Source organism: Paenibacillus sp. WC2504, assembly GCF_052682475.1.
The window spans coordinates 6,097,508-6,122,721 of sequence record NZ_JBQZFH010000001.1; the positions used below are offsets into that span (position 1 = coordinate 6,097,508).

Consider the following 25,214-nt stretch of genomic DNA (forward strand, 5'->3'; position numbering starts at 1 on the left):
AACTTAGGTGCTTCCTCTAAGCCTGTGAGATTGATGCCGCCATCGTTCGGCATAGCGTATTTCATAGAAGAAAGTTTTACTTTACGCTACTCACCCCATCGTCTGATGGTACACACGTTTCCGTGTGCTCTAACTTTAGACCTGTACATTCGGAAGTTCGTCAGTTCGCTTCTGTGCGAGCATTCTCACCTTATTCAGTTTTTCAGCCACGCGACATATCCGTTGGCATACCTTTTTTTTTTTCTCAAAATGGCTCTAGCCTTCGTTCTGTCGAATCTACCTGTACTTCACACCTCATTGTTCTGTTAAACATGACGCGCGCAGGAGTATTGGCGGGATAGTTTCAGGATACTTGGTTCCGTCATTCCCATCCTCAGTTGTAGAGTTAAGATTACTTCATGTAATCTCCTGCTTTTCGCACTGTTTGGTGCTTATGGCAGAACTTGTCGTACTTCTTCGTTAGCAGAATGATCAACGTCAGTTTCTTGTATTAGCTTAATAATCTCGTTTACGCATTGTTCTACATCCTTGTTTAAACAATCGAGGGCTTTATCACTGTACTTAATGTATAAGGGCAGTCTTTCCTCGTAAACATCTTCTAGACTTTTTCCATTCTTGATAACAATGCCTCTAGTCGTTACATTGATTAGTCTTCTTTTAATCTCTTCATATGGGACGTGTAAATAAATGACCATACCACCTTGTTTAAGGACGTTCATGGCTTTTTCTGAATATATTACGCTTCCTCCCGTAGAGATAATGCAATTTTCTAAATGCAGCTCCGATATAGCTTTTTCTTCGATCTGCATAAATATCTCTATCCCATCGTTATCGATTATCTCTTGTAGTAACTTACCTTCATGCTGTTGAATGACAATATCCGTATCGACAAAATTCATTCCTAAAGCTTTTGCAAGTAATACACCTAAAGTGCTTTTACCAGCACCCGACATACCTACAAGGATTATATTCATTTTCTTCCTCGCTTTATATTAATTGTTATTGATACATTAAACTTTCGGTAAATGCCCAGAAATATCCTTCATATGATGTTAAACTTCTGTTACTTCAATGAACAAAAAAGTGACCCACAGCAACGGGCTGTGGGTCATAATTAATTATATTTTAAAGGGGGTCAATTTTATTATAAGCTTGATTCATTAAAGCTATATGAAAATAAGATTTCATTCTTGTTACATTTATTAAGCTAACGTTCTTTCGATAGTTGAATCATCGCATGATTTCTCTTGGATCTCATTGAAGTTATATAATAGCTTTACTTTATTAGATTCGCAATTATCTGCTCTTTGCGATTTTGCATATAAGATCTTCCCCATTGGTGGAGCCGTTCAAACCTACCACCGCAAGCACGATAGAGCTTGATATATCTTCCAATCTCTCTTAGGGCTATAAAATTCGGGATTTCTTCTAGCCAGGTTTTTTCCAAATCATTTTCTATTTTATATCCTTCTAAGAAGCTGTTTAGGAACTTCTCCCTCGCACCCCCCAGATATACCGAACACGTATTCGCTATGCAAGTGATTTTTAAAAATAAAATCCCCTACTAGATATTGCATCTAGCGGGGGATCATATCTTCATCACAGCTTTTTTTATAAAAAAACATCATATCATTTTAAGAGTGATCGTTCACTTAATTTTTATGATTTAAAACTGCACTAAAGGACTAGCCATGTTTTCGATACTTTTTTTCAAGAGCTTCAGAAACTATAGGATGTACCCAACTCTCAACAGTTTTGCCTAAACTCGCAACTTCTTTTACCATACTTGAACTAAGATAAGAAAACTCAGTAGAAGTAGGCATAAAAAGTGTTTCTAATTTGCCATTTAGATGCCGGTTTCCTACTGCCATCTGAAGTTCATTCTCATAATCAGAAACAGCTCTTAGGCCTTTTACTACGACAATTGCCTGTTTAACTGCGAAAAAATCTGTAAGAAGACCTGAAAAACTTTCAACTTTAACATTGGGGATGTCAGAAGTACAATTCAAAATAAGTTCAATCTTTTCTTCTAAGGAGAATAGTGGTTTCTTGCTAGGATTGTTAAGTGGCGCTACAATGACTCCATCAAAGAGTTCCGCAGTCCTTTTAATTACATCTATGTGTCCATTTGTAATAGGGTCAAAACTTCCTGGACAAATTGCAATTCGTTTCATTTATCTGGACTCCTACTCTAATCATAATATGAAGACTTGGATGGAATTTGATTCAAGCTGCCGCTCTTAGTAAACTCAAAAGGAAATAGACATGTTAATCATAAGACGTCCAATTTCAAAGATTGCTGCAAACTCGACATCCTCAACAGCCGCAATAATCGAGTCGTCACTTTTTCTAAAATAACTTATACCATCGGTATATATGTGATTATAAAGCTCTTTCATGTCATAAGTACTATCTGGTTTTATCGTTCCAACGCCTTGAAGTATTCCAGTAGCAATCGAATGGTTACCACCTCTAACCCAAACAATCCCTAAAGGTAGCCATAATTCAACATAATGGTTTGTATTGTCTTGTTCCCACTCTCCCCAAGATCTTTGTTCTCCAATGTAGCTTATAGAATTAATTAATCTCTCCCTTTTCCAAGGCCAAGGCAGAATTAGATCCTTATTTAATTTTATTTCCTTTGTGTTCTTCACTTCTTCTTTTAGATGATACATCTTTTTCCCATCATTCGTTACATATATGGTTTGGTCAAAAAAAAGGTCACCTGGAAACAAGCTAGGTAATTCAGTTTCATCATCGCAGTAAAGCAAGCTGGTTAAGTACTTTGTTTGAGCATTTTTCCCTATTAATCTAACAACATCTAGTAATGGATGCTCATTACCCTTTGAATAATATTGCTTATATGTACTTGTTCTATCTGAATTCTCTAAAACTGACTGTGCAAATTCTAATATTCCTTTGAACTTTTTCCGTTGTGCTTCAACTTTCACTTTTTCTATAACCTGTTCTTTTCTTACTTTATTGTTTAATAAATGCTTAAACATTTGACCACCTCCGAAAAATCAAGCTTGATACACCTAATTTATTCGTATGAAGTCTGATTATCACTTTAATTATATCTTTAATCTTCCTTAAAGTAGCCCCTATCTCCTTGGCTCTACAAACTTTTAAAAAAATGAATTTGCAGCGTCTTCTTTAGTGCTGTTATTTTACGGACCGTCTGAGACTCTTCTTTTCCAGAAGGAACCGTTTAATATCGTTTCTCTGGAAACGACCGCAGCCTGCCTACGCAGCTTACCAAATATCATACCGAATATCCGGGGTCGATTTCTTTTGCAGCAAGAACTAACTCTTGTTCGCGTCGTCCATAGATAACTACAATAACTCCTCGATTCACCATCTCAATCGCCATAGCTTTCCAAAAACCGCTGCTGCCGCCAGTTATCACAAATACTTTTCCCTGAAAGCCATGTGTTATTTCTCCTTTAAATTCAATATTTCACGAAAAATAATTAAACGGAATGAATCGCCTATATCTATGATCACAATAAGTGATGGCTAGTATTAATCTCTTAAACCGCTTTTCAGTGCTTTAGCAACGGATATGATACGTTTCGCTTGATGTTTGGCTGCCGCATGCACGTCTTCCTTCATCGCTCCATTTTGATCGACTGTTACGCTAGTCCCATATGGGTTTCCTCCGGCAACAAATACCGATGGATCCGTAAATCCGGGAGCTACAACAATCGCACCCCAGTGGTACATAGACGTGTAAAGTTGAAGTATCGTTTGTTCTTGCCCGGCATTCGGATTTTGAGCAGAAGTCATGGCACTCACGACTTTATTCACCGTTTTGCCTTGTGCCCAAAGACCACCAGTCGTATCAATGAACTGTTTCATTTGAGCGGGAAGATTACCGAATCGGGTCGGCATACTAAAAATGATCGCATCTGCCCATTCCAAATCATCCAAAGATACGGTAGGAATATCTTTAGTTGCTTCAAGATGAGCTTTCCAAGATGGACTGCCATCAATAACGGATTGTGGTGCAGTTTCTGGTACTTTTAGAATCTTTACATCTGCTCCAGCTAGAAGACCTCCTTCCGCTGCCCATTGAGCTAATTGAAAGTTAGTTCCATTGGAACTGTAATAGATAACTGCTAGATTTACTTTTGATGATGACATTTGTGTAGTCTCCTTTTTAAATAGCTTTTTAAATATATTCATCGAAATCGCTCCAAACTTTTTGTGATATAGGCCGAATCATTCCATTTTCATTTGGTACAGAATAGTTTGCGTTTGATCGATAGTTTCCTGCACGATACTTTCCGCACTTTGGCCAGAAGTAAGCATCCGCAAACCTTGTCCTGCCCACAAAGACATATAATCGGGATTATTTTGCTTGGCAGCAGCATTTCTTATATCCCTTGTCGCGGAATTTTGAATAGGGAACGGTAGCGGCTCTACCCCGCTCTTATCCCAGACTTCGATAAATTCATTAGCAACCCCTCTGGCAGGGCGACCCGAAAACACGCTCGTGATCACCGTACTCTCCTCGGTGCTGGCAAGCAGTTTTTGCTGATAGGAGATATGGGCTCCCGATTCAATCGAAGTCAGGAAGCGTGTACCCATCTGCACACCCTGTGCCCCAAGTGCTAGTGCGGCGACAAGCCCACGGCCATCCATAATCCCTCCTGCCGCAATGACCGGAACATGAACACGGTCAACAATTTGCGGCACTAAGGCCATTGTGCCGATATTAGCACCCATGGGTCTATTGGAGATGTCAAATGTCCCACGATGCCCCCCAGCCTCACTGCCCTGAGCCACAATCGCGTCACATCCCGCCTGTTCAGCAAGAAGTGCTTCATTGACCGTCGTCACCATGGTGACAATTCGAATGCCAGCCGCTTTAGCTTGCTCAATCATATTTGCAGGTAGAACACCAAACGCCGTGCTGATAACTGGGACTTTTTCCTCCAGGATAATTGCGAATTGTTGTTCGAAATGATCTGGGGTCCGTACAGCTTCTTCCGGCACCTCAGCAAGCCCGAGTTTTTTTCGCATATCATTCAATTCCCGTTGAACTTCGCCAGTTCTCTCATTGTCGTCGGTAGCCCGAATAGAAAATAAATTCGCTCCAAAAGGAGCATTCGTTAACTTACGAATGTCACGAATCGCATTGCGGAGCGCTTCAGGCTCCATATAAGCGGCTCCTAGCGTGCCAAGCCCGCCCGCATTGGATACGGCCGCAGTTAAGCTAACCGTTCCAGGTCCACCTGCCATACCCGCCAAGAAGATTGGGTAACGAATATTAAAAATGTGACAAAGTTCTGTGTCTAGTTTAATGCTCATGTTCATCTTCCTCCTCTCACACTAAACGTACTTTTACTCGAAAAATGTTTTTTTTCATGTAGGCAATGGATTTTCTCATGTCGGTAGCTTTTTTGCTCGGTTCTATTCTTAAGTTCCATCCATTCTGAATCTTTCAGAAAGGTTTAGAAGTTCCGTTCACGGGATGCCCCATCCAGAAGCTCAAGCACGTAATACAACCAGTCCTTTGCTTCGTCCGCGACTACCTAGAAATTCGTTACCTTCATATCATGTTAAGTAAAAATTCTTATCGTATCATTTCGAAACCTACTCAGTATCGCGACCTGGAAATCACATCATAATTCCGCAGTTCGTATAGTATGAACGCCATCCTCCTCTTCTGAATTCAATGATGTCGGCATTCAGAAGATTATTTAGCTTACCACTGTCCGGCGTTTTAACATCCATCGACATAAAGAATCTCTCCGGTCACGAATTGTTACACAATGGCCTCAACAATATCCTGAACCTCGCCTATTCTGCCCACTGGATGCAATTGAGCCAAATATTCATGTGTCTCAACTGCATGCATTGGCGTCTTAGTGATCCTGACGCGACTGCGTTCACGCAAATACCCTTGTCTGCTTACTCAATCGCCAGCGATTTCGTTGCCTCGTTCAAGCCTCCTTTGGTCAGTGAGGCAAGTACAGATGGCACGGCTTTAAGGGGCTGCTCTACAACTCCACTTGCCGTGATGTTGACAATGTGACCAGAACGAGCCTTCTGCATATCGGTCACCGCACGTTGAGTAACTTGGAAGAATCCTGCCACATAATGGACAGTACCGATTCAAAATCCGTTTCAGTAAAGTCCGTAAATGATTTCGCTATAAAAATGTCGGCATTGTTTACCAGTGTGTCTATACGTCCAAACGCGAAAGTGCTTCGCCGTTTAGGCTTCAGCTATTTGGGGATATGAAATGTCGCCGGCAACATATGCGACATCTGCTCCTGTTGGATCGATTTCATTAACGTTAACCAACGCTGGTTCGCGGCGACCATTGATGACTACGTTGGCTCATCGTTTCACCAGTTCAAATGCGACTGCTTTTCCAATACCACTGCTTCCTCCTTTTATGATTACTACTTTATCTTGAATATTCATTTTATCTATCTCATATTAACTACCTATTAAAAGGTAGTTAATATGGTAAATATCAGAACTTCCAATCTGCTCATTTATCATACAATGATTCTGTTATCCCGCATAATACAGAATTATGATCTCTGGCATCTCAAATGCAGATATCTAAATCTAAATATCTAAAGTGTATTATTCGAATTACATATTCGCCCATCGTTCATAACATTTGTTAAACAAAGTTCATATCTTCTTCGCTAAGTCCCGTGTTGCACGCCGTCTGAAATACCTGCTTTACGGACGCTGCGGTCGGTAGCGGCAAGCCAGAAGACTCGGCAAGTAAAACATACTCCGTAAGTATTAAGTCGAAGGAACAATCGGTCACAATGACTGGCTAATTACTGAACTAAACTAGCAGAATAATTCCAATATGTGGCAATATATTGGCAAAAATAACGAACCGTTTCTCTTGCTCTGGAACGGTTCGTTATTTTATGGCTGTGTTGCAATCATATAAGCCTGGTTCAAAGATACTTAGTCAGCCACTGTCATTCATCTCGAAGTTGATGTGTTCGTCTATGAATTTTGCAAATTAAATAGCTGCAGATAGTTAATCAAAACGTTTAAGCAAAGTTATCGAAGCCTTGAATTTCACGTCTCATGCCGCTCAGTACTTCACTGAAAATACGGCTTCGGGCATTCGCAGACGTTGTGGCCATGTAATTGGGCTAACTGCAGCGTTGTATAAGGCCTTGCCGGCAAAGAAGGAAATATGAACGTCGATTCAGCTTCATAGAAATAGTTGCTTTTGCCGGAGGATTAGCCTCTCAACCGCTACCGACAGTCACCCCTAACCCGAAATGTTTGACATAAACGTCTTAGACCTCCGCTCGAATTCCCGACTCTCTATCGATTGCTGTCATATCGATGTATCAATTCCCAATTTTTTTCAGGAAACTCAACATTAACTCCCCAATTTCTTTCGCGTGCGTTTCTAAAGCAAAATGACCCGTATCGAATAGATGAATAGCAGCTTCTGGTAAATCTCTTTTGAAAGCTTCAGCACCTTCCGGAATAAAAGAAATATCATTTTTACCCCAAGCTGCTAATAAAGGTGGCTGGTAATCTTGAAGATATTTTTGGAACTCTGGGTACATCTTCACATTAGTTTGGTAATCAAAGATTAAATCCAGTTGTTTTTCATCATTTCCCGGCCGGGACATATACGCAATATCAAGAGTATAACCATCTGGAGAAACTTGATTTTCTTTTGTTCCATCAATGTATTGGCCTTTTATTGTATCAGGATCAAAGGCGATCCGATAACTGTCTCGTTTCTCTTGTGTTGGATTACGCCAATATTCCTCTCGAGCCGCCCATTTCTCACCAAGTCCTTCACAATAAACGTTGCCGTTCTGACTTATTATGGCTGTTACATTTTCAGGACGGCGCATTGCTAATCGAAACCCAATTGGCGCTCCATAGTCAAAGACATATAATGCATATTTAGTAATCCCAAGTTGACTAATAAAGGCTTCCATTATATTAGTAATTTGTTCAAAGGTATATTGAAAATTGTCTCTGCCAGGTGATGATGAATTACCAAAACCAGGATAGTCAGGAGCAATCAAATAATATTCGTTTTCTAATACAGGCATTAATTCTCTAAACATATGACCTGCGGACGGGAAACCATGAAGTAATAAAATTACTGGATTATTCGGATTGCCTGCCTTACGATAAAACACTTGTAATCCATCTATTTCTAAAGAATGATATGTCGTCATGTTATTCCCTCCGATTTATCTTTTAAGTAGTGCTACATATTCCCCCTGCAATTGAAACCCCTCGACTAACTATCCTGTTATACATTCATTAGATTTTTGCAATTGGACATAACACTACCCATTATCATTACAATTACAGCAATAACAAGTACCAAGGTAGCAAGAGCTAAGGATACACTGTAACTTTTTGTTGTATCCATAACAAATCCTGCTCCTATGGGACCAAGGATTTGTCCAGTTCCAAAAAAACCTGTCATCAACGCAATGGCTTGATTCCCATTCGTTGGTTTTAGTGCACGAGCCGCGGTAATTGCAAGCATGGAAATCCCCATAAAGGTCCCACCAAACAAGATTGAACCCAGAGTTACACCGAAGATATTAGGTATTAAAACAGGCAATATAACCCCTATAGCTTGTAGAATAAGTGCAAATATCAATGGCTTCACATAACCCATTTTCCCCATACACCAAGACCAAAATATAGTCGATGGCACCGCTGCAACCCCAACGATAATCCAACTATAATCAGAAAAAAACTCCATGTTCGGGACTTGTTTGACATAAGAAACCAAAAACGTCGCACTAACAATATAGCCCAGACCTTCAAGACCATATACAATAAGCAAATAAGGAAATAAGTTTGTCTCTTTTACAAAAAACTTTTTATCGCTAGCATTTAGGGAACTGTGCTGCTTTTTGGGCTCCTGAATAAATCTCCAAATGATTGCGGCAAGAATGATACTTACAACCAGAAGACCTATCCATGCTCCTCTCCATGAGTGAAGACTAAACAAAGGAATTAGTAACCCTGATAATGCAATACCAAATCCAACTCCACCGTAAAAAACACCGATCCTTTTTTCTCGTTTGTCAGCGAGAAGTGCATCCAAAACTAAACTCGATGCAAGGACAAAAATAAAACCGCTGCTCAAGCCCGCTATGAAACGCAGTATCACCCACAAAAAAAACGAAGATGTAGCCCCCATTAATCCTGTTGTTAAAATGCATAAAACCAAATGAACTTGCAAATGAGTAGATTTTCGCGCTCCGGATGTCATGAGACTCGCACAAAAAGCTGCAACTAAGTAACCTAAGTTATTAATTGCTGCCAGATAACCTGCTTCTGTTATTGATAAATTGATTTGTGACTGCATGAAAGGTAGTATCGAAGTGTATGAAAAACGACCGATACCCATTGCAATGGTTAGCATAACAAATCCACCAATTAAGATTTTTGTTGAAGTAGCTTTACCTTTTCCTTTTGTTTCAGAACGTGACAATTTAACACCTCCCTCCTGCTTCAATTGTAACTTCATCTTGATATTGTGTAAAATGAAGTTAAACGAACCTAGATATTAAAAAAAACAATACTTGAAATGGAGAACGTTTATGGAGATCCGTGACATGCACATTTTTTTGACTGTGGCAAACGAAGGTAGTATCACACGAGCTGCTGAGAAATTAGAGTACGTTCAGTCGAGTATAAGCATACGTATTCAACAACTTGAAAATGAACTTAATACAGCATTATTTATTAGGCAACGTCAAGGGGTTCGGCTTACTACATCGGGACAGATCCTTAAATCTTATGTAGAGAAAATATTATCTCTTACGCAAGAGGCTGAGCAAGTTGTATCGGATAGATCAACACCACAAGGGCCCCTTCGAATAGGATGCCTTGAAACTACAGCAGCAATTCGTTTGCCGAATATTCTGGCGGATTATCATCGTTCCTATCCAGAGGTCGATTTAACATTAAAAACTGGCAATACAGACGAACTTGCTAAGTTAGTTCTGAAGTTTGAGTTGGACGGCGCATTCGTATCTGCACCAATTGAGCATGAAGAGTTAGAAACAACGGAGATCGGTTATGAAGAGCTTGTACTCGTAACAGGCGGACAATACTTATCAATTGAGCGAATTGAAGAGTTACAAAAACAAACTCTACTAGTTTTTAGAATTGGTTGCTCATATCGTCAAAAATATGAAGATTGGTTAGGCCTCAAAGGAATAAAGCCTTCCAAAATTATGGAGTTTGGTACAGTTGAAGGAATCCTTGGATGTATTCATGCAGGGCTCGGCATTTCGCTATTGCCCCGTTCAGTTGTCGAGAGAGCGAATGAGTACTATAGTCTTCAAATTCAAACAATATCAGAACAATTATTCAAAACTGCGACATTATTTGTTCGCCGCAAAGATTCATACTATACTCCAGCCGTATCTGAGTTAATAAGGATAGCAAAAGAAAGATTTAAATAACTCAGTTTGTCTAATGACAGTAACTGTAGTCTACCACAGCGCCTGCTCATCACAAGAATCTGTGCCGATAAATGCCAAGAATCTGTTCGATTCCCAGCGGAAATTCACATATAATACGATGAAATGGTCATAAGGAAGACCACTCTTATCATTTTCAGGCTCATTGGGTCGGTCCTTATGCCCCTAATCTAGCTCTATCCTAGAGGTTTTAAGACGTTCATCATGGACGAAAAGTAAAAAAAGCAGCCATAAATGTGGCACATACTATGGCCAAGAATTGCCTTCTATCTTTTAACTCGTAAAGAAAAGCACGTGGACTTTAGCGAAGATTATTTAGATAAACAAAAACAACAATCCTATTGTAAAGTATGCAGTTCGACGACTAGAAAGCTTAGGTTATTCTGTGACAATTTCAGAAGTCTCCTGACTTCTCAATGGGCGCTGCACCCCATTAAAAAAATGAACAAGCTGCGTCTTCTTTACTATTGTCTTTTTCCAGGCACTGCTATGTTAATTTTTCATGGGAGTTCAAACTTTACTAGCAGTTTTTATTCTTTTACTCCTCCTTCCATATCTTGCATCTGCTCCATCAGTTCCACTACTTCCTTCCCCCACCCCAACACACGGGACTATAAAGGACCTACATCCCTTTTGCCATTTCTTATTTCTCGGAATCTTTTCTGTAGTAGAGCCGTGAGCAGCAACATCACCGGGAGCGCTATTTCGAATGTCAATTTTACAAATGGTAGGTATATCCCGAGATAACGGAAAAATTCTTGTGCGTCAGGTGCAACCCAAATAGTGAATACTACCAGCAAGAAACCGCTTGGAAACACCATTGGCCTATAGTCAGATAAATTCAACCATTGAGAGATACCGAGCACAAACGCATAATAAAGCATTGTGATCTTGATAAATGTACCTATCACCCAGATCGCCATCATGATTGACTCTACATGTTCGATAAAGGTGCCCACATAGATATACTTAATCGCCATCATTACCGGGTAAGTGAGCTGAGATGTTATATCTCCAAATATAAACAGGGTGGATATCGTGATCAACGTTAAAGTTAACATGCAAGCACATACCGAAATCATCCCCCATTTCACCCCTTTTTTCAGGTCAGTTAAGAAAGGGAGCATGAAATTAATGAGTACGAAATGAGCGAACCAACTCGATGTAGGTATCGCCCCTTGAATGGAAGGCATGATTCCCTTCGCTAGTATAGGAAGCATATTTTTGGTTTCCATATCAGGAATAAGTAGGACCAGTATGAGAATCCATGTCAACATCACCAATGGCACAAACAACTGAGCACATCTCGCTATCACTTCGAGGCCTCCGCGTACAGCAAAGGAACAAACCAACAACATGCTTCCGATGACTACGATCGTTGGTGTTGTACGAAGAAAGACATCCGTTATGAACCCTCCATATTGTCTTATGATCGTACTATTGCCATGCAGAATAAAAAATAAATAAGCAATACCGATTACCTTTCCGGGAATTCGCCCGAAAATCTGCTCGACATACTGAACAAGCGTCCTCTTAGGATAGAGCTTGTGTAATCGATAAACGATATATACGATAAGAAATCCCATAAGGGAGCCCCAAACGGGGGATAGCCATACATCCCTCTTTGCAAATTTTGCTGAAAAAGCCGGTATGATAAGATCCCCTGTTGCCACCACCACCGGATACATAATCATCGCCATTTGTAATGCAGAAATTTTACCTTTTTCTATCAATCTGTTTCATCTCTCTTAGTCAGACAAGATTTTTGTATGCAGGTTTGTCGGCACTTGTTTCCTTTTCCGGTTAAGTGCGGACGAGTGTTCAACATTCCACCTTGGGACACGGACTAACACGTCCTTCCTATCACGTTCTTTCATCGGAGCTAATGAAGGGAGATACTGGACACCGTAAGTACGAACCATGTATAGATGAATGATAATCGCTATTATACTAAGTATTAAGATAAGAAATCCCAGTACGTGTTTGACATTTCAAGTCCTCAGCAATCTTGATAGAAGTTATTCAAGAATCTTTGCAAAGGGTTCATAAATCACCTCTAACACGTGGGTAGGACCCGGTAGATCCGGATAGAAAACAAGGGTAACGGCAAGGATGTATCCTAAGACCATAATTGTGGAAAAGGAAACTTTCTCTTTCCAGAGATGTTTGATTTTTAGCCATTCAAATTGAAAAATCACCAGCACAATCAACGTTATACCCATGACAGATACCCATTTCATTTCTGTTTCACATCCTTTTCAGGTCTGCTTATACCTGTATCAGATAGGCCAGTACTTTGTATTTTTGACGTCACTTGAATATTCACATTTATTGTGGGAAATATTTCATCCCAGTTTTCCTTTGATTTTTCCCACTCTTTGGGATACTTCCGGTAAAAGGCTTCTGCAAAGCCAAGGATATCCGCATGCATCTCTTTTTGTACTTGTGCCAGAGCGGCACTCACACGATTTTCAATGTTTTCGTTTAAATCTCTTTCTAATGACTTTGAAAATTTTGGATTTTTAAGTGAAAGGTTAGTTGTATTTTGTATTACGATAGCTTCTTCTTTAATCTTGACCGTTACGCTCCATTGATTATCTTTAATCTGAGGATCTAATTCGCTTTTGCTCTTCTTAACATTTAACGTTACAAATCCTTTTGCGTCTTTAGAAGTAACCGTCAATTCGGCTGGTTTCATCTCATTTCTAAGCCAGAGAACCCCTTTTGTGACGGTTTCGTCAATATGTCCAACCATTTTATCATTCTTAAAAATAGCTGTTCCTTTTATGTAAGGAACCGTTTGATTTTTACTCTTATGTGGTTCTGACGGCAGAATTTTAATCCAGGGTACAGCCGCCGCACCGGCATTCCCTGCCAACATTTGAGCAAAAGTTTTAAGCGGTATATCTATCACAGAATGCAGATCTGTCATCTGCCGAAGCGCGTTCACCGTACTATTTTCCAGAGGGGGACTTAATTCCAGAATATGTTTTGCATCTCCATTGCAAATAAATACCTTGACGCGTACGCGCGCTTCTGGATATCGCATCATATGGTCAACTAAATCACTTACTCCTTCCTTTGCCATTTTTTCTCCAATGATAAGAACCTTACTGTGTCCCCAGAAAATTTCCCTTGGAAATTTTTCTTTTAGCTTTGCCCCGGCATCTGCTACCGTTACACCCGTAGCCGATCTTACAAATGTCTTCCCTTTATCGCCCCCAGATGATATTCCTTTCTGATCCCCTGCTCCCCCTGGATTAGGTATGAATACTTGTACGGAAAGCTCGATCATATCATTATCTTTTTTGTCTATAGCATTCCCCATTATTATTGCCATTTCATTAACCTCTCTTCTGTCCCAGCAACCTGTGAGAATTAAAAAAGAATATCCATACATGGATAGAAGAAGAATTCTTGAAATTTGGTTCCTATAAGGGACCTTCATTCATTTTACCCTCCCTAATGTCTCTGAATTTTTTCTGCAACAGAGCCGTGAGCAGCAACATCACCGGGAGCACTATTTCGAACGTCATGTTTACAAATGGTAGGTATGTCCCGAGATAATGGAAAAATTCTTGTGCGTCAGGTGCAACCCAAATCGTGAATATTACCAATAAAAAGCCGCTTGGAAACACCATAGGCCTATAGTCAGATAAATTCAACCATTGAGAGATGCCAAGCACAAACGCATAATAAAACACTGAGATCTTGATAAATGTACCTATCACCCAGATCGCCATCATGATCGACTCTACATGGTCGATAAAGGTGCCCACATTGATATACTTAATCGCCATCATTACCGGATAAGTGAGCTGAGATGTTATATCTCCAAATATAAACAGGGTGGATATCGTGATCAACGTTAAAGTTAACATGCAAGCACATACCGAAATCATCCCCCATTTCACCCCTTTTTTCAGGTCAGTTAAGAAAGGGAGCATGAAATTAATGAATACGAAATGAGCGAACCAACTCGATGTAGGTATAGCCCCTTGAATGGAGGGCATGATTCCATTCGCAAGTACAGGAAGCATATTTTTGGTTTCCATATCAGGAATAAGAAGAACCAGTATGAGAATCCATGTCAACATCACCAAAGGCACAAACAACTGAGCACATCTTGCTATCACTTCGAGGCCTCCGCGTACAGCAAAGGAACAAACCAATAACATGCTTCCGATGACTACGATCGTTGGTGTTGTACGAAGAAAGACACCCGTTATGAACCCTCCATATTGTTTAATGATCGTACTATTGCCGTGCAATATAAAAAATAAATAAGTAATACCGATTACTTTTCCGGGAATTCTGCCGAAAATCCGCTCCACATACTGAACAAGCGTCTGCTTAGGAAAGAGATTGTGTAATTGATAAACGATGTATACGATAAGAAATCCTAAAAGGGAGCCCAAAATCGGGGATAGCCAAACATCTCTCTTCGCAAATTTTGCTGTAAAAGCCGGTATGATAAGATCCCCAGTTGCTACCACCACCGGATACATAATCATCGCCATTTGAAATGCTGAAATTTTTCCTTTTTCAATCAATCTGTTTCATCTCTCTTAGTCGGGCCAGATTTTTGTACGGAGGATTGTCGATATTTGTTGCCTTTTCCGGTCAAGTGCGGACGCGTATTCAGCATCCACCATGGAGCGCGGACTAACACGTCCTTCATATCACGGGCTTTCATAGGAGCTAATGGAGAGAGGTACGGGACTCCGTAAGAACGAAGTGTGCTAAGATGAATGACAATCGTGATTACACTAAGAATTAATCCAAGAAACCCCAGTAACCCAGCCATAATCATAATAGGAAAGCGCAGCAATCTTATTGAAATCCCTACACTGAAATGAGGGATCATAAAAGAAGCCACTCCTGTTATCGCCACTACCATCACCATAGGTGATGAGACAAGTCCAGCTGCAGTAGCAGCTTGACCTATGACAAGGGCGCCTACGATACTCACGGCAGCCCCTACCTGTTTGGGCAGCCTGATACCTGCTTCACGAAGTGCCTCGAAAGTAACCTCCATGATGAGGGCTTCAAAGAATGCCGGGAATGGTATTTCTTCTCGTGATTTAGCAATGCTAAGCAGGAGAGTAGTTGGTACCATTTCTTGATGATATGTAAGAATCGATACGTAAGCCGAAGGGGCTAGCAAGGCAATCCCAACGAAAAAGTAACGAAGCCAACGAATCGCTGTTCCCACCATGAACCTCTGATAATAGTCCTCAGACGACTGTAACAAGGAGAAAAAAGTCACAGGTGCGATAATACTAATTGGGGTACCATCAACCAAAATAGCTACACGCCCCTCTAACAATTGCGCTGAGACAACATCAGGTCTTTCTGTAGTTAAGAACTGAGGAAATGGGGAGAATGGATTATCCTCGATCATCTCTTCGATATATCCGCTTTCAAGAACACCATCAATATCTACTCGTTCTATCCGGCTCATTACCTCTTGAACCAAGTTAGGGTCTGCAAGACCATCAATATAAGAGATAATAACTTGAGTCTGGGTATAACGCCCGATTTTTAACGAGTTCATTTTAAGTAACGGACTTTTAATTCTTCTCAATAATAATGATATATTGACAGATAGTGTTTCCGTAAATCCTTCTCGAGATCCCCTTATTACAGGTTCAGCTATTGGCTCAGCAATAGCGCGCTTGTCCCACTTTGCAAGCCCTAATGCAACTGCTTGCTGTTCTTTATCAATCAGAAGGACAGGATTGCCTTCTGAAATCTGTTCTATGACTTCTTCGACCGTGGTTAATTCTTTTTGGTTGGAAAGAGAGATTTTTTGTTGAATAATGGTTTTCGCATTATATGATTCCACCGATGTCCCCTGCATAAGTGGTGTAAGAACATATTCATCGATCATTTCCGTATCTGACAGTCCTTCGATATAAATAAGCACTGCACTTGTTTTTCCAGAGATCAAAAAGTTGTGAAAGACGACATACAGACAATTTTCATAAATGGATTGAATTTTTTGTAAATTTTCAATCAGTTCTAAGGAAAGCGGAGTGTGTACTCTATTTAAATTTTGGAGCTCATCAATCAAAGGTTTTGACTTAGACTTATTTTCTTCTGAAACAGTACTTTTGAAAAAAACCATGATTGGTCACCTCTGCATTAAAATGACATTTAATGAATTAGAACAGTATATATAATCCACATTTGGAAATCATTTTATTCATATATAAAAACCTTTAACCTTAATCTGAACGGTTCATAATTGTAACGTGTATCATTGATGAACTTGAATTAAGATTCCGTTTTCCTTCTAAAAGATAGATGTTCCTCGTATTGGATGCTTGAGGCATCCTTGCTTCAGCTGTCTAACCATGTTCTGAATATAGTTACCGATCCTTTATATAACTTCATAAAATTATGTTTTTACAAATTAAAAATGAAAAGCCGACATCCTCAAGGATGCCGGCTTTCTTCTTTTTTCTTTCTGTAGGATGACAAGAATTTCATCCCACTCCCGGTTAAATTGCGCCTGAACGAGAGATAAAACATCCTTTCCTAATGCTCGCTTATATTGCAAAGCGCTTTTTAAATATACCAGTACCGTATAGACTAATGCTTCAATATCTTTTGTTTGGTCAGCCGTATTAGTTCCTTGCTCATCAGTTAAAATAGTTGTTACTACCTTAATTTCAAACTCGCTTATTCCCTGTACCTTTTCTCGGATAACATCTGGCAAGGATTCATAATCAGAATGTAGAGACGATATAAGACATATCTCCTCGCTGGACCATGAGGCATACTATGACTATTATTCCAAATTCCCCACATGGTGACCTAAATGAAGTTCAAAATCACCTGGTTTGCCAAGACCACGTGTAAAGGCAGTCGACACTTTTTTCTGCGTGTTTGCTGACATCGCTCCAGTGATAAAGGCTGTTCGAGATTCCAGCATTTCCGTGGCTTCAGGAACTCCGGTCCGATTAAGAAGTTTCTTCGCTTCATGTAGCGTCTGTTTATCAAATGAAGAAATTCTGCGAGCCAAGTTTTCTACAAAACAAAATAAATCTTCATCTGGAATAGCTCTGTTAATCCATCCATAACGTTCTGCTGTTGCGGCATCGAAGTCGTCAGCGCCAAGAACAATTTCAATTGCTCGAGCACGTCCCGCCAACCGAGCCAAAGCCTCGTTGGCACCTCCCCCGGGTACGACGCCAACACCAACCTCAGGCTGTCCAAAGATTGCCTTCTCCTCACTTGCGAACCGCATATCGCAAGCCAAGGCAAACTCACTACCGACTCCTCTTGCCCGTCCTCTAATTTCAGCAATGGTAACAACCGAGGTTCTGTAAAGTCGCGCAGCGAAATCAATCCAAGCTGGAAGCTCGATCTCCTTTGGTGTTTGTTGCTTTTCACCTGCCCGCGCCATATCGTAGTGCGCAATGAAATATTCAGGATCGGCGCTATCGAAAACAACGACCTTCAAATCTGGGTCTGTCTCGATTTGATCCATGAGAGTTAACAATTCAAAGATTGTGTCAGGATCGAGGAGATTTATAGGTGGATTATGAAAAGTAATTCGCCAAAAAGCTAGTGTTTTTCGATTAACTGTAAATTGGTTGTACGTGTGCATATTCACTTCTCCATTTTTCTATTTATATTTTATTTATTTTCAATTTCTATTCCTCTTTTTAGGCACATCTTGCCTCATTGTCAGGTAAAGAATGGACTCGGCGACTCGACAGCAGATATCGAAGCAGTAAGCATAACGAACAAACACTTACTGCTATCAAGACGGCATACACAAATTCATAGGCATGGACAAGTGAATGTTTCTTTTGATATTCGAGCAACATACCGCAAATCGCAACGGAAAGCGATCCACCGAAAAACTGAATGAGTTGCATGAAGCCCATGCCGGAACCAATCAAGTTGGATGGCAAAATACGAGATGTTTCATTATTTAATGAAGCTAACGATGCAGAGGCCGCAGGCGAGAAGAATAAGTACCCGAACAAGATTACGGCAGGCGATGAGTCGAGAATCGCCCAAAAAACAAACAAAATCAAGGCTAATGTGACATGCCCTAGAATTAGAACGCGTATATTACCATACCTGTCAATCCAGCGCCCAATAAAGCGTGTCAGGAAAGCAGATAAAATAGCTCCAGGTGCAATCATAAGGCCGATGATCAGCGGCGAGTCTCCGTAGAGATTAGCAAGCGTCAACGGCATGATAAACAAATTTCCGAGATTCAGCACCAAGATACAGAAGCCGACAGGGAGCAGTCCCCTATACATCGGTTTTGCAAATAGTTTAGGATTGATGAAAGATTCTTTCTTTCGCTTGAGATGCCAAATATGGGCAGCTATTGATATAATTCCGACTGTCATCAATATGAATGATCGCTGCGTGACGGCCGTCAGAATCGCCACAGCGTTGAAAATAGTCAGGACGGCGCCTAGTATATCAAAACGGAATGGTTTTGGCTGCTCTTTGGGAAGCAATCGCAGTAGAACCGGAAGAATCACAAACACAAGACTCGTGACGCCGAACAACCCGTTCCAGCCAATATATTCGGTGATCACCCCTCCAACGATCGGCCCCAGTCCGAATGCCATGGCAGCTCCCGCCGAAATCATTGATATTGCTCTGCCTCGTCTTTCATAAGGAATATACCGACTGGCGATAACAAGACCGAGCCCTGCCGTCACACCTGCGCCTGCAGACTGCGCGACTCGAGCGAACAATAGCGATTGAAAATTCGAAGCAAAAATGCCGAAAATCGATGCTAGACCCAATATTGCTAGTCCAATAGTCAGCAGTCTTCGAATCGGCAATACGTCGGAGAGCCTACTGAAAATCACGGTCGATAAGGCATAGCCTATCGAGTAACTTGAAATAATCCATGAAGCGAGGGACGCTGAAACACCAATATCCTGAATAATACTCGGAATAGAGACATTAAACATCGTAGTGTTCATTAGCACGATGAACAGTCCAAAGGTCCAAATCGGCATTACAACTTTGTCATTCATGTTGAGAACCGTCCTTATCTTACCTGTACATTGGATTTGTGATCATTGTTCGTTTACCCTTGTAAACGCTAGTTTTTATTCTCTTTTACAGTTTGGAAAGAAGTTGTTCAGTTGTGAGTATGGCATGCGCAAAAGTAGGGCCGTTAATTTCATGCGCCGCATGCATCGCCTCTTTTGTAAAAGCTGATGTCGCATCTTTGATAAGAGTTACATGATAGCCGAGCTCCATGCCGAATCTCGCGGTTGCTTCGATGCATGTATTGGCTAACATTCCGATAATGATAATTTTTTGCAGGCCATGCATTTTAAGCTGATGATCTAGATCCGTGTTAGCGAATCCGCTGCTTGCCCAATGCTCTTTAATAATCACATCACCTTGTTGAGGCTGGAAGTCTGGATGGAATTCTCCCCCCCATGAATCTTTGGCAAACACCTGACCTTGTTTTGCTTTAAGTTGATAAGGCGTTGGATGCAGCCAAGAATCGTAATCATTTAGCTCGGATCTGTGATGAGGCACATAAAAAACACGAATACCAGCTTTACGAGCACCTTGAACGGTCTCTTTTAAATGTTTGATCGTGTTTACAGATTCCGATACTTCTTTCGTTCGAGGATAAAGTTTGCCATCCTCTGATAAAAAATCGTTATAAGGATCGACCAATAGAAGTCCTGTCGTTGTTTTATCGTACAAGTTTGACATGGGCATGCACTCCTTTTTGTAGTTATTAATAGTATTTATTCTGAAAAGCTTTCCCTAAAAGTAGGTATACACCCTCACCAATTTTTATCGTTGATGGTATATCGGCGCTCCCAGCGGGGCCGCTGATGATCCTCCGTCAATGACGATTTCTGCCCCTTGTATATATGACGAATGATCCGAAGCCAGAAATAATGCTGCTTGGGCTACTTCCTCCGGATTACCCATTCGTTTAAGAGGAATGTAACTCGCGTGGTAAGCCTCGAGTTTCTCTAATTCCTCGGTTGTTGACTTTTTCCAAATAGGAGAATGGGTTGCTCCTGGAACCACTGTGTTTACTCGGATGCCTAGCGGCGATAGCTCGGAGACGAGAACTCTAGCCATACTGCTGACTGCACCTTTGCTCGCCGCATAGGCCGATCTTTCAGGATACCCATCTGTTGCACGCGTTGAGCCTGTGAGGATGACTGAAGCTCCTTCTTTTAGGTAGGGCAGGGCAGCTTGTATCGTGAAAAATACTCCGGTTACGTTTACCTTGAGCACATCTTCAAATACAGACAGCGTCGTACTTCCTAAAGGCGTAGATGATGCAATCCCGGCATTAGCAAACACAATGTCAAGTCTGCCTAATGTCTTTACCGTAGTGGACACTGCATGCTCCATGCTTTCTGGGTCCGCAGAATCCGCTTGAATCGCAATTGCGCTTTCGCCAAGCTCTGAAGCCGCAGCGTTTAATGTGGTTAGATTTCGACCTGTTATGACGACTTTTGCACCTTCCGCAACAAACAATTTCGCGCTTGCCAAACCTATTCCGCTATTTCCGCCTGTAATTAAAGCTACTTTTCCATCAAGTCTACTCATTATTACTCATCCTCTCACTTCAGTAGTGACATATTCATTTCAACTATGTGATTTAATTTTTCTCTGTCATTAATGGTTTTAACCATTACTCGAAGGCCAATTAAAGCATTATTCAAAAAACATGCAAGGTGATCAACGTCAAGCGTTTCAACAAACTCCCCAGCATTTTTTCCATCCACTATCAAATCGCGGATTATCCCCTCTAGACGCGCCCAGTCCTGACGGACACACTCTCTGGCCTCAGCATCATGTCTGGATAGCTCTACCGCAGTATTCACGATGAAGCAGCCTTGAGGAATATCTTCCCGCTGGTGTATGGCTATCTCAAACAACAATCGAATGGCCTCCTTGGCCGAACAGGTATCGGCCATACGACGCTTTATCGATTGTTCGAACATATCGCTATAACGCTTCAATGCTCTGATATATAGGGAATGTTTATCTCCGAAGGTATCATATAAGCTCCCTTTATGAATCTCCATATGGGAGACAAGATCCTGCATGGTTGTCTTTTCGTAGCCTTGTTCCCAAAATAACTGTATAGATTTGAGCAACACGGCGTCTTCATTGAATTCTTTTGTCCTGGCCATCGCATGTATCCCTCCTTTCAAAGTAACAATACTATTTCAAGAACGATCGGTCAAGATATATTTGAACGATCGTTCTTGAAATCTCTTTTTTCACCATTCTTGTCCTTAAATACTGTCAGAAACATTGGAAGATCTAGGTATAGGATATAGCGGGATTACACCCATTAGTTTCTAGGAAGAAAGAACTTTCTATGCAAATCTACCCGTTAACTTTAATGAGGCTGCCTTGCTGGAATCCTCATCATGATGTAGCTATAGATTTAGAAAGTTTTTTCCTCATATCCCTATCGTTCAAAGTGTCATTTTTTTTGATTTACCTCGGAAACACTTTTTAATTCTATAAGAGCCTTTCGTAACACCTTATAATCTGTATATATTTCTCTAGATCTGCCGTAATCCAACTAAGTAAAACTAAAGACCTCCTCCAAATAAGGAAATAAAAAAAAGCGTACACCCAATAGAGTGAACGCTTTTTCACTTCAAAACTTGATTTATCAACTCACATCTAACTTTAGTCAAACGTAGTCCACCAACAGAAATAATCTCACTGATAGCGTCGTGTAAATTAAACAACAAATAAAAGAAAAAGACTGCACAACTTTGTCTCTCACTATTAAAAGTTTTAAAAGATTGTTCATGATTGATTAGCTCGAAGTTCTTTTTTTTCACCCTTAGTATTGGCAACATAAACTAACCAAAGTGCTACCAACATAAGTATAATTGCCAATCCCCTTTTCCAATCAAATGTTATTTGCAAACCGCCAAACCACCCAAAATGATCAATCAACATTCCAGTTGCCAGCTGACCAATAACAGTTGTAATATTCGTTGCGATAACACCAATTTTGGGAACTGCCAAAATTGTTAAAAATAAGTATCCAACTCCAAACCAAACTGCACTTAATTGCCACTTCGGAGCACCTAAAACTGCTAATAGATCTCCTTTTCCAAAAAATAAAATAGCTATGGCAAGTATCATTGCACCTGTAATGAATGTTAGGAAGGTACTTTCAAATGTACCTGCTTTTTTACTAAATGCCCCATTAATAGATGATTGGGCACTTAACAGAACGCCTCCAATAATAGAGGCAAGTAATATCATAATTGCCATTGATATACCCCCCTTAAAAAATTAATAGCAAAGAAACAGCCATTAATAGCACTGCGATTACTTTTTCTTTTTGTATCATAGTTGCCTTGCTTCCTAACCATCCCTTATATTCTATAATGATGCTCATTGCCATTTGTCCAACGATAATGCTAACCATCGACAGCCCAACGCCAACAATTGGTATACTAATTATCAGAATCGTTAAGTAAGTAATCCCCAAAAGCCCACCTGTCAACTGCCATTTCGGAGCTTTAAATGTATAACTTAATGATCCCTTTCCGAAAAACAGCAACACTATTGCAATAATGATTGACCCAACAAAAAAATTATAGAAGCTACTCTCCATTTTTCCGATAGATTTACCTAATTCCCCATAGATAGCACCTTCCACACTTAATGAAACACCAGCTAATAGAGCTATAATGTAGATCCAAAACTTCATGCTTATCACCTCATATTAATAAATTTTCAAACTATTTTTGATTACCTTAGCAACTGTGGTTTATTAATCTAAGTGACTTGTTACTGCCATTTTCAATCCTTTCTTATGGATTTCAAGCTATGATTTCTTCAAAACATCACCAATCTAATACCCCTCTCACTGCCTACCTTTATTACATGCACTATATTACTCCCACTAATTTCATAAAACAAATTAGGTTTTCGTTCTACAAGAATAAATATATTTATAATTTAGTCGGATAAGTTTAGTGATATATCATTTTCTTTATAAAAAGCGGTTGTAAAACGTAGTAATCGCTAATTTACAATTCCCTAAGAATGATCTGAACGTGAGGGTTCATCAAGGATGTACTTCAAGAATTTACCATGCCCCAAATTGGGGAATCCAATGCTTTATTTTTCCCAGTCTAATGCCATAACTTTGTCGTGAAGTAGGACTACTGGAAACTCTAACATTAGTCAAATATTTTAACATTATTTGCATAATATCCCCCTCCAAGGCTCATATTAATATTTGAACTGGAGGGTTGTTTCATGAGATCCGCTCAGAAGGTTTTTACATCAGATCTTGCAGAGAACGAGGCTATTCTACGGGAACTTCTTCATGATTCATCCGACTTGGTGTTTTCAAAGTTCCAAATAGGCGGTCAAAAGCTGTTGCTCGTTTATGTAGAAGGTTTATGCGATACTAAATTGGTTGAACAAATAATTTTAAAGCCTTTAATATATCAAGGGTTTCCTGTTTGTGAAGACATCCCTCCCTTTACTCAGAAAGTCCACAGACTTCTGCTTCCAGTGTTGAGAGTGTCCAGTGCAGTTAATTCTGAGGCAATCGTTGAGGGAGTTCTAACGGGGAACGTGGCCCTCTTTGCAGCAGGAGAATCCGAGGTACTGCTAGCGGACTTCCAGCATTACCAAGAACGTAATGTCGAAGAACCTTCCACGGAATCTGTCGTCCGAGGTCCTCGTGACGGCTTTACTGAATCTTTGAGAGTAAACACCAGTTTGATTCGTAGGAGGCTCAGCACTCCACATTTGGTTAACAAAGCGTTCCAAGTCGGAGAGCAAACAGGAACAAAAGTAGAAATTTTATATTTACAAGGGGTTGCTAAACCCTCTATTGTTGAAGAAGTCATACGGCGCATCAGTCAAATCAAAATCAATGGAGTCTTAGAATCGGGATATATTGAGGAAATGATCGAAGATACTCCGTATTCTCCCTTTCCCCAGATTCAAAACACTGAGCGTCCTGATGTGGTATGCGGGGCGTTATTGGAAGGTAAAGTTGCGATTGTAACAGCGAATACACCTTTTGTTCTCATCGTTCCTATGACATTCTGGTCTGGTCTTCAAGCATCTGAAGATTACTACGAGAGAGCGATTTACACGACGCTTGTACGATGGGTCAGGTACTGCATGTTCCTGATTGCCCTTCTACTTCCGTCAATTTACGTCGCTTTGACGACATTTCATCCTCAAATCATTCCTACGGTTCTTCTAATAAGCATAGCAGCGGCGAGAGAAGGAGTCCCTTTTCCTGCAGTCGTTGAAGCGATTCTAATGGAATTTATGTTTGAAGCCCTTCGTGAAGCCGGTGTTCGGCTGCCGAAGGCAATTGGATCAGCTGTCAGTATCGTTGGTGCTTTAGTTATTGGACAATCAGCTGTTGCAGCGGGCATCATTTCCGCTCCCATGGTAATTGTCGTTGCCACGACGGGAATCGCATCCTTTGGCATACCTCGCTACAATCTTGGCACTGCACTTCGGATTCTTCGTTTTCCGATGCTATTGCTAGCAGGATTTATTGGTATTTACGGCATTCTGGTTGGGTTTACCGCGATCCTTATTCATTTATCATGTTTGAATTCATTCGGCATCCCCTACCTCACTCCTGTATCCTCCGAAACAACAGGGTTTACTCAAGATATCATCTTTCGAGCTCCTAGGCGAAGCTTGCTGCGTCAATCGAAAAAACGCACCGAGAAGTGATAA

General features: G+C 40.6%; 26 protein-coding genes. 2 read left to right on the forward strand and 24 right to left on the reverse strand.

All coding sequences use genetic code 11. The annotated features are described in order from the left end of the window. Positions 1-431: 431 nt before the first annotated feature. The 10 genes from ACUN27_RS27445 to ACUN27_RS27490 all read right to left on the reverse strand — a co-directional run bounded on the left by ACUN27_RS27445 (position 432) and on the right by ACUN27_RS27490 (position 9,481). Positions 432-974 (reverse strand): shikimate kinase, encoded by a 543-nt coding sequence (locus tag ACUN27_RS27445; RefSeq protein WP_445559904.1) that lies wholly within the window; start codon positions 972-974, stop codon positions 432-434. A 711-nt stretch (positions 975-1,685) separates the two neighbouring features. Next, the gene (coaD, locus tag ACUN27_RS27450; protein ID WP_445559905.1) at positions 1,686-2,174 is read right to left on the reverse strand and encodes a pantetheine-phosphate adenylyltransferase; all 489 of its coding nucleotides are present in this window, start codon (positions 2,172-2,174) and stop codon (positions 1,686-1,688) included. A 75-nt stretch (positions 2,175-2,249) separates the two neighbouring features. Next, a complete protein-coding gene (locus tag ACUN27_RS27455) occupies positions 2,250-3,005 on the reverse strand; it encodes a DUF6710 family protein (protein WP_445559906.1) in 756 nt (251 codons plus the stop codon). A 260-nt stretch (positions 3,006-3,265) separates the two neighbouring features. Next, positions 3,266-3,409: a hypothetical protein gene (locus ACUN27_RS27460; protein ID WP_445559907.1), complete on the reverse strand. Its 144-nt coding sequence runs from the start codon at positions 3,407-3,409 to the stop codon at positions 3,266-3,268. A 116-nt stretch (positions 3,410-3,525) separates the two neighbouring features. Continuing rightward, positions 3,526-4,188 carry an NAD(P)H:quinone oxidoreductase gene (wrbA, locus tag ACUN27_RS27465; RefSeq protein WP_445559908.1) on the reverse strand — a complete coding sequence of 221 codons (663 nt, stop codon included), beginning with the start codon at positions 4,186-4,188 and terminating at the stop codon, positions 3,526-3,528. Positions 4,189-4,224: 36 nt separating this feature from the next. Then, entirely contained in the window at positions 4,225-5,316 is a 1,092-nt protein-coding gene (locus tag ACUN27_RS27470) for an NAD(P)H-dependent flavin oxidoreductase (protein ID WP_445559909.1), read from the reverse strand. 309 nt (positions 5,317-5,625) lie between these two features. Then, positions 5,626-5,748 (reverse strand): hypothetical protein, encoded by a 123-nt coding sequence (locus ACUN27_RS27475; RefSeq protein ID WP_445559910.1) that lies wholly within the window; start codon positions 5,746-5,748, stop codon positions 5,626-5,628. A gap of 171 nt (positions 5,749-5,919) precedes the next feature. Further along, the gene (locus ACUN27_RS27480) at positions 5,920-6,072 is read right to left on the reverse strand and encodes a hypothetical protein (RefSeq protein WP_445559911.1); all 153 of its coding nucleotides are present in this window, start codon (positions 6,070-6,072) and stop codon (positions 5,920-5,922) included. A 1,274-nt stretch (positions 6,073-7,346) separates the two neighbouring features. After that, on the reverse strand, positions 7,347-8,201 hold the full coding sequence (locus ACUN27_RS27485; RefSeq protein ID WP_445559912.1) for an alpha/beta fold hydrolase: 855 nt from the start codon (positions 8,199-8,201) through the stop codon (positions 7,347-7,349). 77 nt (positions 8,202-8,278) lie between these two features. Further along, positions 8,279-9,481, reverse strand: coding sequence for a YbfB/YjiJ family MFS transporter (locus tag ACUN27_RS27490; protein WP_445559913.1), 1,203 nt, complete (start codon positions 9,479-9,481; stop codon positions 8,279-8,281). A 109-nt stretch (positions 9,482-9,590) separates the two neighbouring features. Between ACUN27_RS27490 and ACUN27_RS27495 the strand changes: the two genes are divergently transcribed. After that, positions 9,591-10,460, forward strand: coding sequence for a LysR family transcriptional regulator (locus ACUN27_RS27495; protein ID WP_445559914.1), 870 nt, complete (start codon positions 9,591-9,593; stop codon positions 10,458-10,460). Positions 10,461-11,089: 629 nt separating this feature from the next. On the opposite strand, the gene ACUN27_RS27500 is transcribed toward ACUN27_RS27495, so the two are convergent. From ACUN27_RS27500 to ACUN27_RS27565, 14 genes are all read right to left on the reverse strand, one after another. Continuing rightward, positions 11,090-12,211 carry a GerAB/ArcD/ProY family transporter gene (locus tag ACUN27_RS27500; RefSeq protein WP_445559915.1) on the reverse strand — a complete coding sequence of 374 codons (1,122 nt, stop codon included), beginning with the start codon at positions 12,209-12,211 and terminating at the stop codon, positions 11,090-11,092. Positions 12,212-12,226: 15 nt separating this feature from the next. Next, positions 12,227-12,454, reverse strand: a complete 228-nt coding sequence (locus ACUN27_RS27505) for a spore germination protein (protein ID WP_445560669.1) — start codon at positions 12,452-12,454, stop codon at positions 12,227-12,229. Between the two features lie 42 nt (positions 12,455-12,496). Beyond that, positions 12,497-12,718, reverse strand: coding sequence for a hypothetical protein (locus ACUN27_RS27510; protein ID WP_445559916.1), 222 nt, complete (start codon positions 12,716-12,718; stop codon positions 12,497-12,499). Next, positions 12,715-13,926 carry a Ger(x)C family spore germination protein gene (locus ACUN27_RS27515; RefSeq protein ID WP_445559917.1) on the reverse strand — a complete coding sequence of 404 codons (1,212 nt, stop codon included), beginning with the start codon at positions 13,924-13,926 and terminating at the stop codon, positions 12,715-12,717. The genes ACUN27_RS27510 and ACUN27_RS27515 overlap by 4 nt, the downstream gene beginning before the upstream one ends. Continuing rightward, on the reverse strand, positions 13,910-15,031 hold the full coding sequence (locus ACUN27_RS27520; RefSeq protein WP_445559918.1) for a GerAB/ArcD/ProY family transporter: 1,122 nt from the start codon (positions 15,029-15,031) through the stop codon (positions 13,910-13,912). Before ACUN27_RS27520 ends, ACUN27_RS27515 begins: the two co-directional genes overlap by 17 nt. Beyond that, positions 15,028-16,608 (reverse strand): spore germination protein, encoded by a 1,581-nt coding sequence (locus ACUN27_RS27525; protein ID WP_445559919.1) that lies wholly within the window; start codon positions 16,606-16,608, stop codon positions 15,028-15,030. The genes ACUN27_RS27520 and ACUN27_RS27525 overlap by 4 nt, the downstream gene beginning before the upstream one ends. Positions 16,609-16,896: 288 nt before the next feature. Continuing rightward, positions 16,897-17,202, reverse strand: a complete 306-nt coding sequence (locus ACUN27_RS27530; protein WP_445559920.1) for a hypothetical protein — start codon at positions 17,200-17,202, stop codon at positions 16,897-16,899. A gap of 72 nt (positions 17,203-17,274) precedes the next feature. Then, the gene (locus ACUN27_RS27535) at positions 17,275-18,096 is read right to left on the reverse strand and encodes an enoyl-CoA hydratase/isomerase family protein (protein ID WP_445559921.1); all 822 of its coding nucleotides are present in this window, start codon (positions 18,094-18,096) and stop codon (positions 17,275-17,277) included. Between the two features lie 58 nt (positions 18,097-18,154). Further along, positions 18,155-19,501: an MFS transporter gene (locus ACUN27_RS27540; RefSeq protein ID WP_445559922.1), complete on the reverse strand. Its 1,347-nt coding sequence runs from the start codon at positions 19,499-19,501 to the stop codon at positions 18,155-18,157. Positions 19,502-19,586: 85 nt separating this feature from the next. Then, positions 19,587-20,201, reverse strand: a complete 615-nt coding sequence (locus ACUN27_RS27545; RefSeq protein WP_445559923.1) for an isochorismatase family cysteine hydrolase — start codon at positions 20,199-20,201, stop codon at positions 19,587-19,589. Between the two features lie 84 nt (positions 20,202-20,285). Beyond that, positions 20,286-21,059 carry an SDR family NAD(P)-dependent oxidoreductase gene (locus ACUN27_RS27550; protein ID WP_445559924.1) on the reverse strand — a complete coding sequence of 258 codons (774 nt, stop codon included), beginning with the start codon at positions 21,057-21,059 and terminating at the stop codon, positions 20,286-20,288. A gap of 14 nt (positions 21,060-21,073) precedes the next feature. Beyond that, positions 21,074-21,649 carry a TetR/AcrR family transcriptional regulator gene (locus ACUN27_RS27555; protein ID WP_445559925.1) on the reverse strand — a complete coding sequence of 192 codons (576 nt, stop codon included), beginning with the start codon at positions 21,647-21,649 and terminating at the stop codon, positions 21,074-21,076. Between the two features lie 634 nt (positions 21,650-22,283). Beyond that, positions 22,284-22,760, reverse strand: coding sequence for a DMT family transporter (locus tag ACUN27_RS27560; RefSeq protein ID WP_445559926.1), 477 nt, complete (start codon positions 22,758-22,760; stop codon positions 22,284-22,286). A 13-nt stretch (positions 22,761-22,773) separates the two neighbouring features. Next, positions 22,774-23,202, reverse strand: a complete 429-nt coding sequence (locus ACUN27_RS27565; protein WP_445559927.1) for a DMT family transporter — start codon at positions 23,200-23,202, stop codon at positions 22,774-22,776. A 554-nt stretch (positions 23,203-23,756) separates the two neighbouring features. Between ACUN27_RS27565 and ACUN27_RS27570 the strand changes: the two genes are divergently transcribed. Further along, positions 23,757-25,211 carry a spore germination protein gene (locus ACUN27_RS27570; RefSeq protein WP_445559928.1) on the forward strand — a complete coding sequence of 485 codons (1,455 nt, stop codon included), beginning with the start codon at positions 23,757-23,759 and terminating at the stop codon, positions 25,209-25,211. The last annotated feature ends 3 nt before the right edge of the window (positions 25,212-25,214 follow it).

Coding starts and splice junctions, on each gene's coding strand:
- ACUN27_RS27445 (WP_445559904.1), bottom strand. CDS start 974: ATGAATATAATCCTTGTAGGTATGTCGGGTGCTGGTAAAAGCACTTTA.
- coaD (WP_445559905.1), bottom strand. CDS start 2,174: ATGAAACGAATTGCAATTTGTCCAGGAAGTTTTGACCCTATTACAAAT.
- ACUN27_RS27455 (WP_445559906.1), bottom strand. CDS start 3,005: ATGTTTAAGCATTTATTAAACAATAAAGTAAGAAAAGAACAGGTTATA.
- wrbA (WP_445559908.1), bottom strand. CDS start 4,188: ATGAATATATTTAAAAAGCTATTTAAAAAGGAGACTACACAAATGTCA.
- ACUN27_RS27470 (WP_445559909.1), bottom strand. CDS start 5,316: ATGAGCATTAAACTAGACACAGAACTTTGTCACATTTTTAATATTCGT.
- ACUN27_RS27475 (WP_445559910.1), bottom strand. CDS start 5,748: ATGTCGATGGATGTTAAAACGCCGGACAGTGGTAAGCTAAATAATCTT.
- ACUN27_RS27485 (WP_445559912.1), bottom strand. CDS start 8,201: ATGACGACATATCATTCTTTAGAAATAGATGGATTACAAGTGTTTTAT.
- ACUN27_RS27495 (WP_445559914.1), top strand. CDS start 9,591: ATGGAGATCCGTGACATGCACATTTTTTTGACTGTGGCAAACGAAGGT.
- ACUN27_RS27510 (WP_445559916.1), bottom strand. CDS start 12,718: ATGAAATGGGTATCTGTCATGGGTATAACGTTGATTGTGCTGGTGATT.
- ACUN27_RS27515 (WP_445559917.1), bottom strand. CDS start 13,926: ATGAAGGTCCCTTATAGGAACCAAATTTCAAGAATTCTTCTTCTATCC.
- ACUN27_RS27525 (WP_445559919.1), bottom strand. CDS start 16,608: ATGGTTTTTTTCAAAAGTACTGTTTCAGAAGAAAATAAGTCTAAGTCA.
- ACUN27_RS27535 (WP_445559921.1), bottom strand. CDS start 18,096: ATGCACACGTACAACCAATTTACAGTTAATCGAAAAACACTAGCTTTT.
- ACUN27_RS27540 (WP_445559922.1), bottom strand. CDS start 19,501: ATGAATGACAAAGTTGTAATGCCGATTTGGACCTTTGGACTGTTCATC.
- ACUN27_RS27545 (WP_445559923.1), bottom strand. CDS start 20,201: ATGTCAAACTTGTACGATAAAACAACGACAGGACTTCTATTGGTCGAT.
- ACUN27_RS27550 (WP_445559924.1), bottom strand. CDS start 21,059: ATGAGTAGACTTGATGGAAAAGTAGCTTTAATTACAGGCGGAAATAGC.
- ACUN27_RS27555 (WP_445559925.1), bottom strand. CDS start 21,649: ATGGCCAGGACAAAAGAATTCAATGAAGACGCCGTGTTGCTCAAATCT.
- ACUN27_RS27560 (WP_445559926.1), bottom strand. CDS start 22,760: ATGGCAATTATGATATTACTTGCCTCTATTATTGGAGGCGTTCTGTTA.
- ACUN27_RS27565 (WP_445559927.1), bottom strand. CDS start 23,202: ATGAAGTTTTGGATCTACATTATAGCTCTATTAGCTGGTGTTTCATTA.
- ACUN27_RS27570 (WP_445559928.1), top strand. CDS start 23,757: ATGAGATCCGCTCAGAAGGTTTTTACATCAGATCTTGCAGAGAACGAG.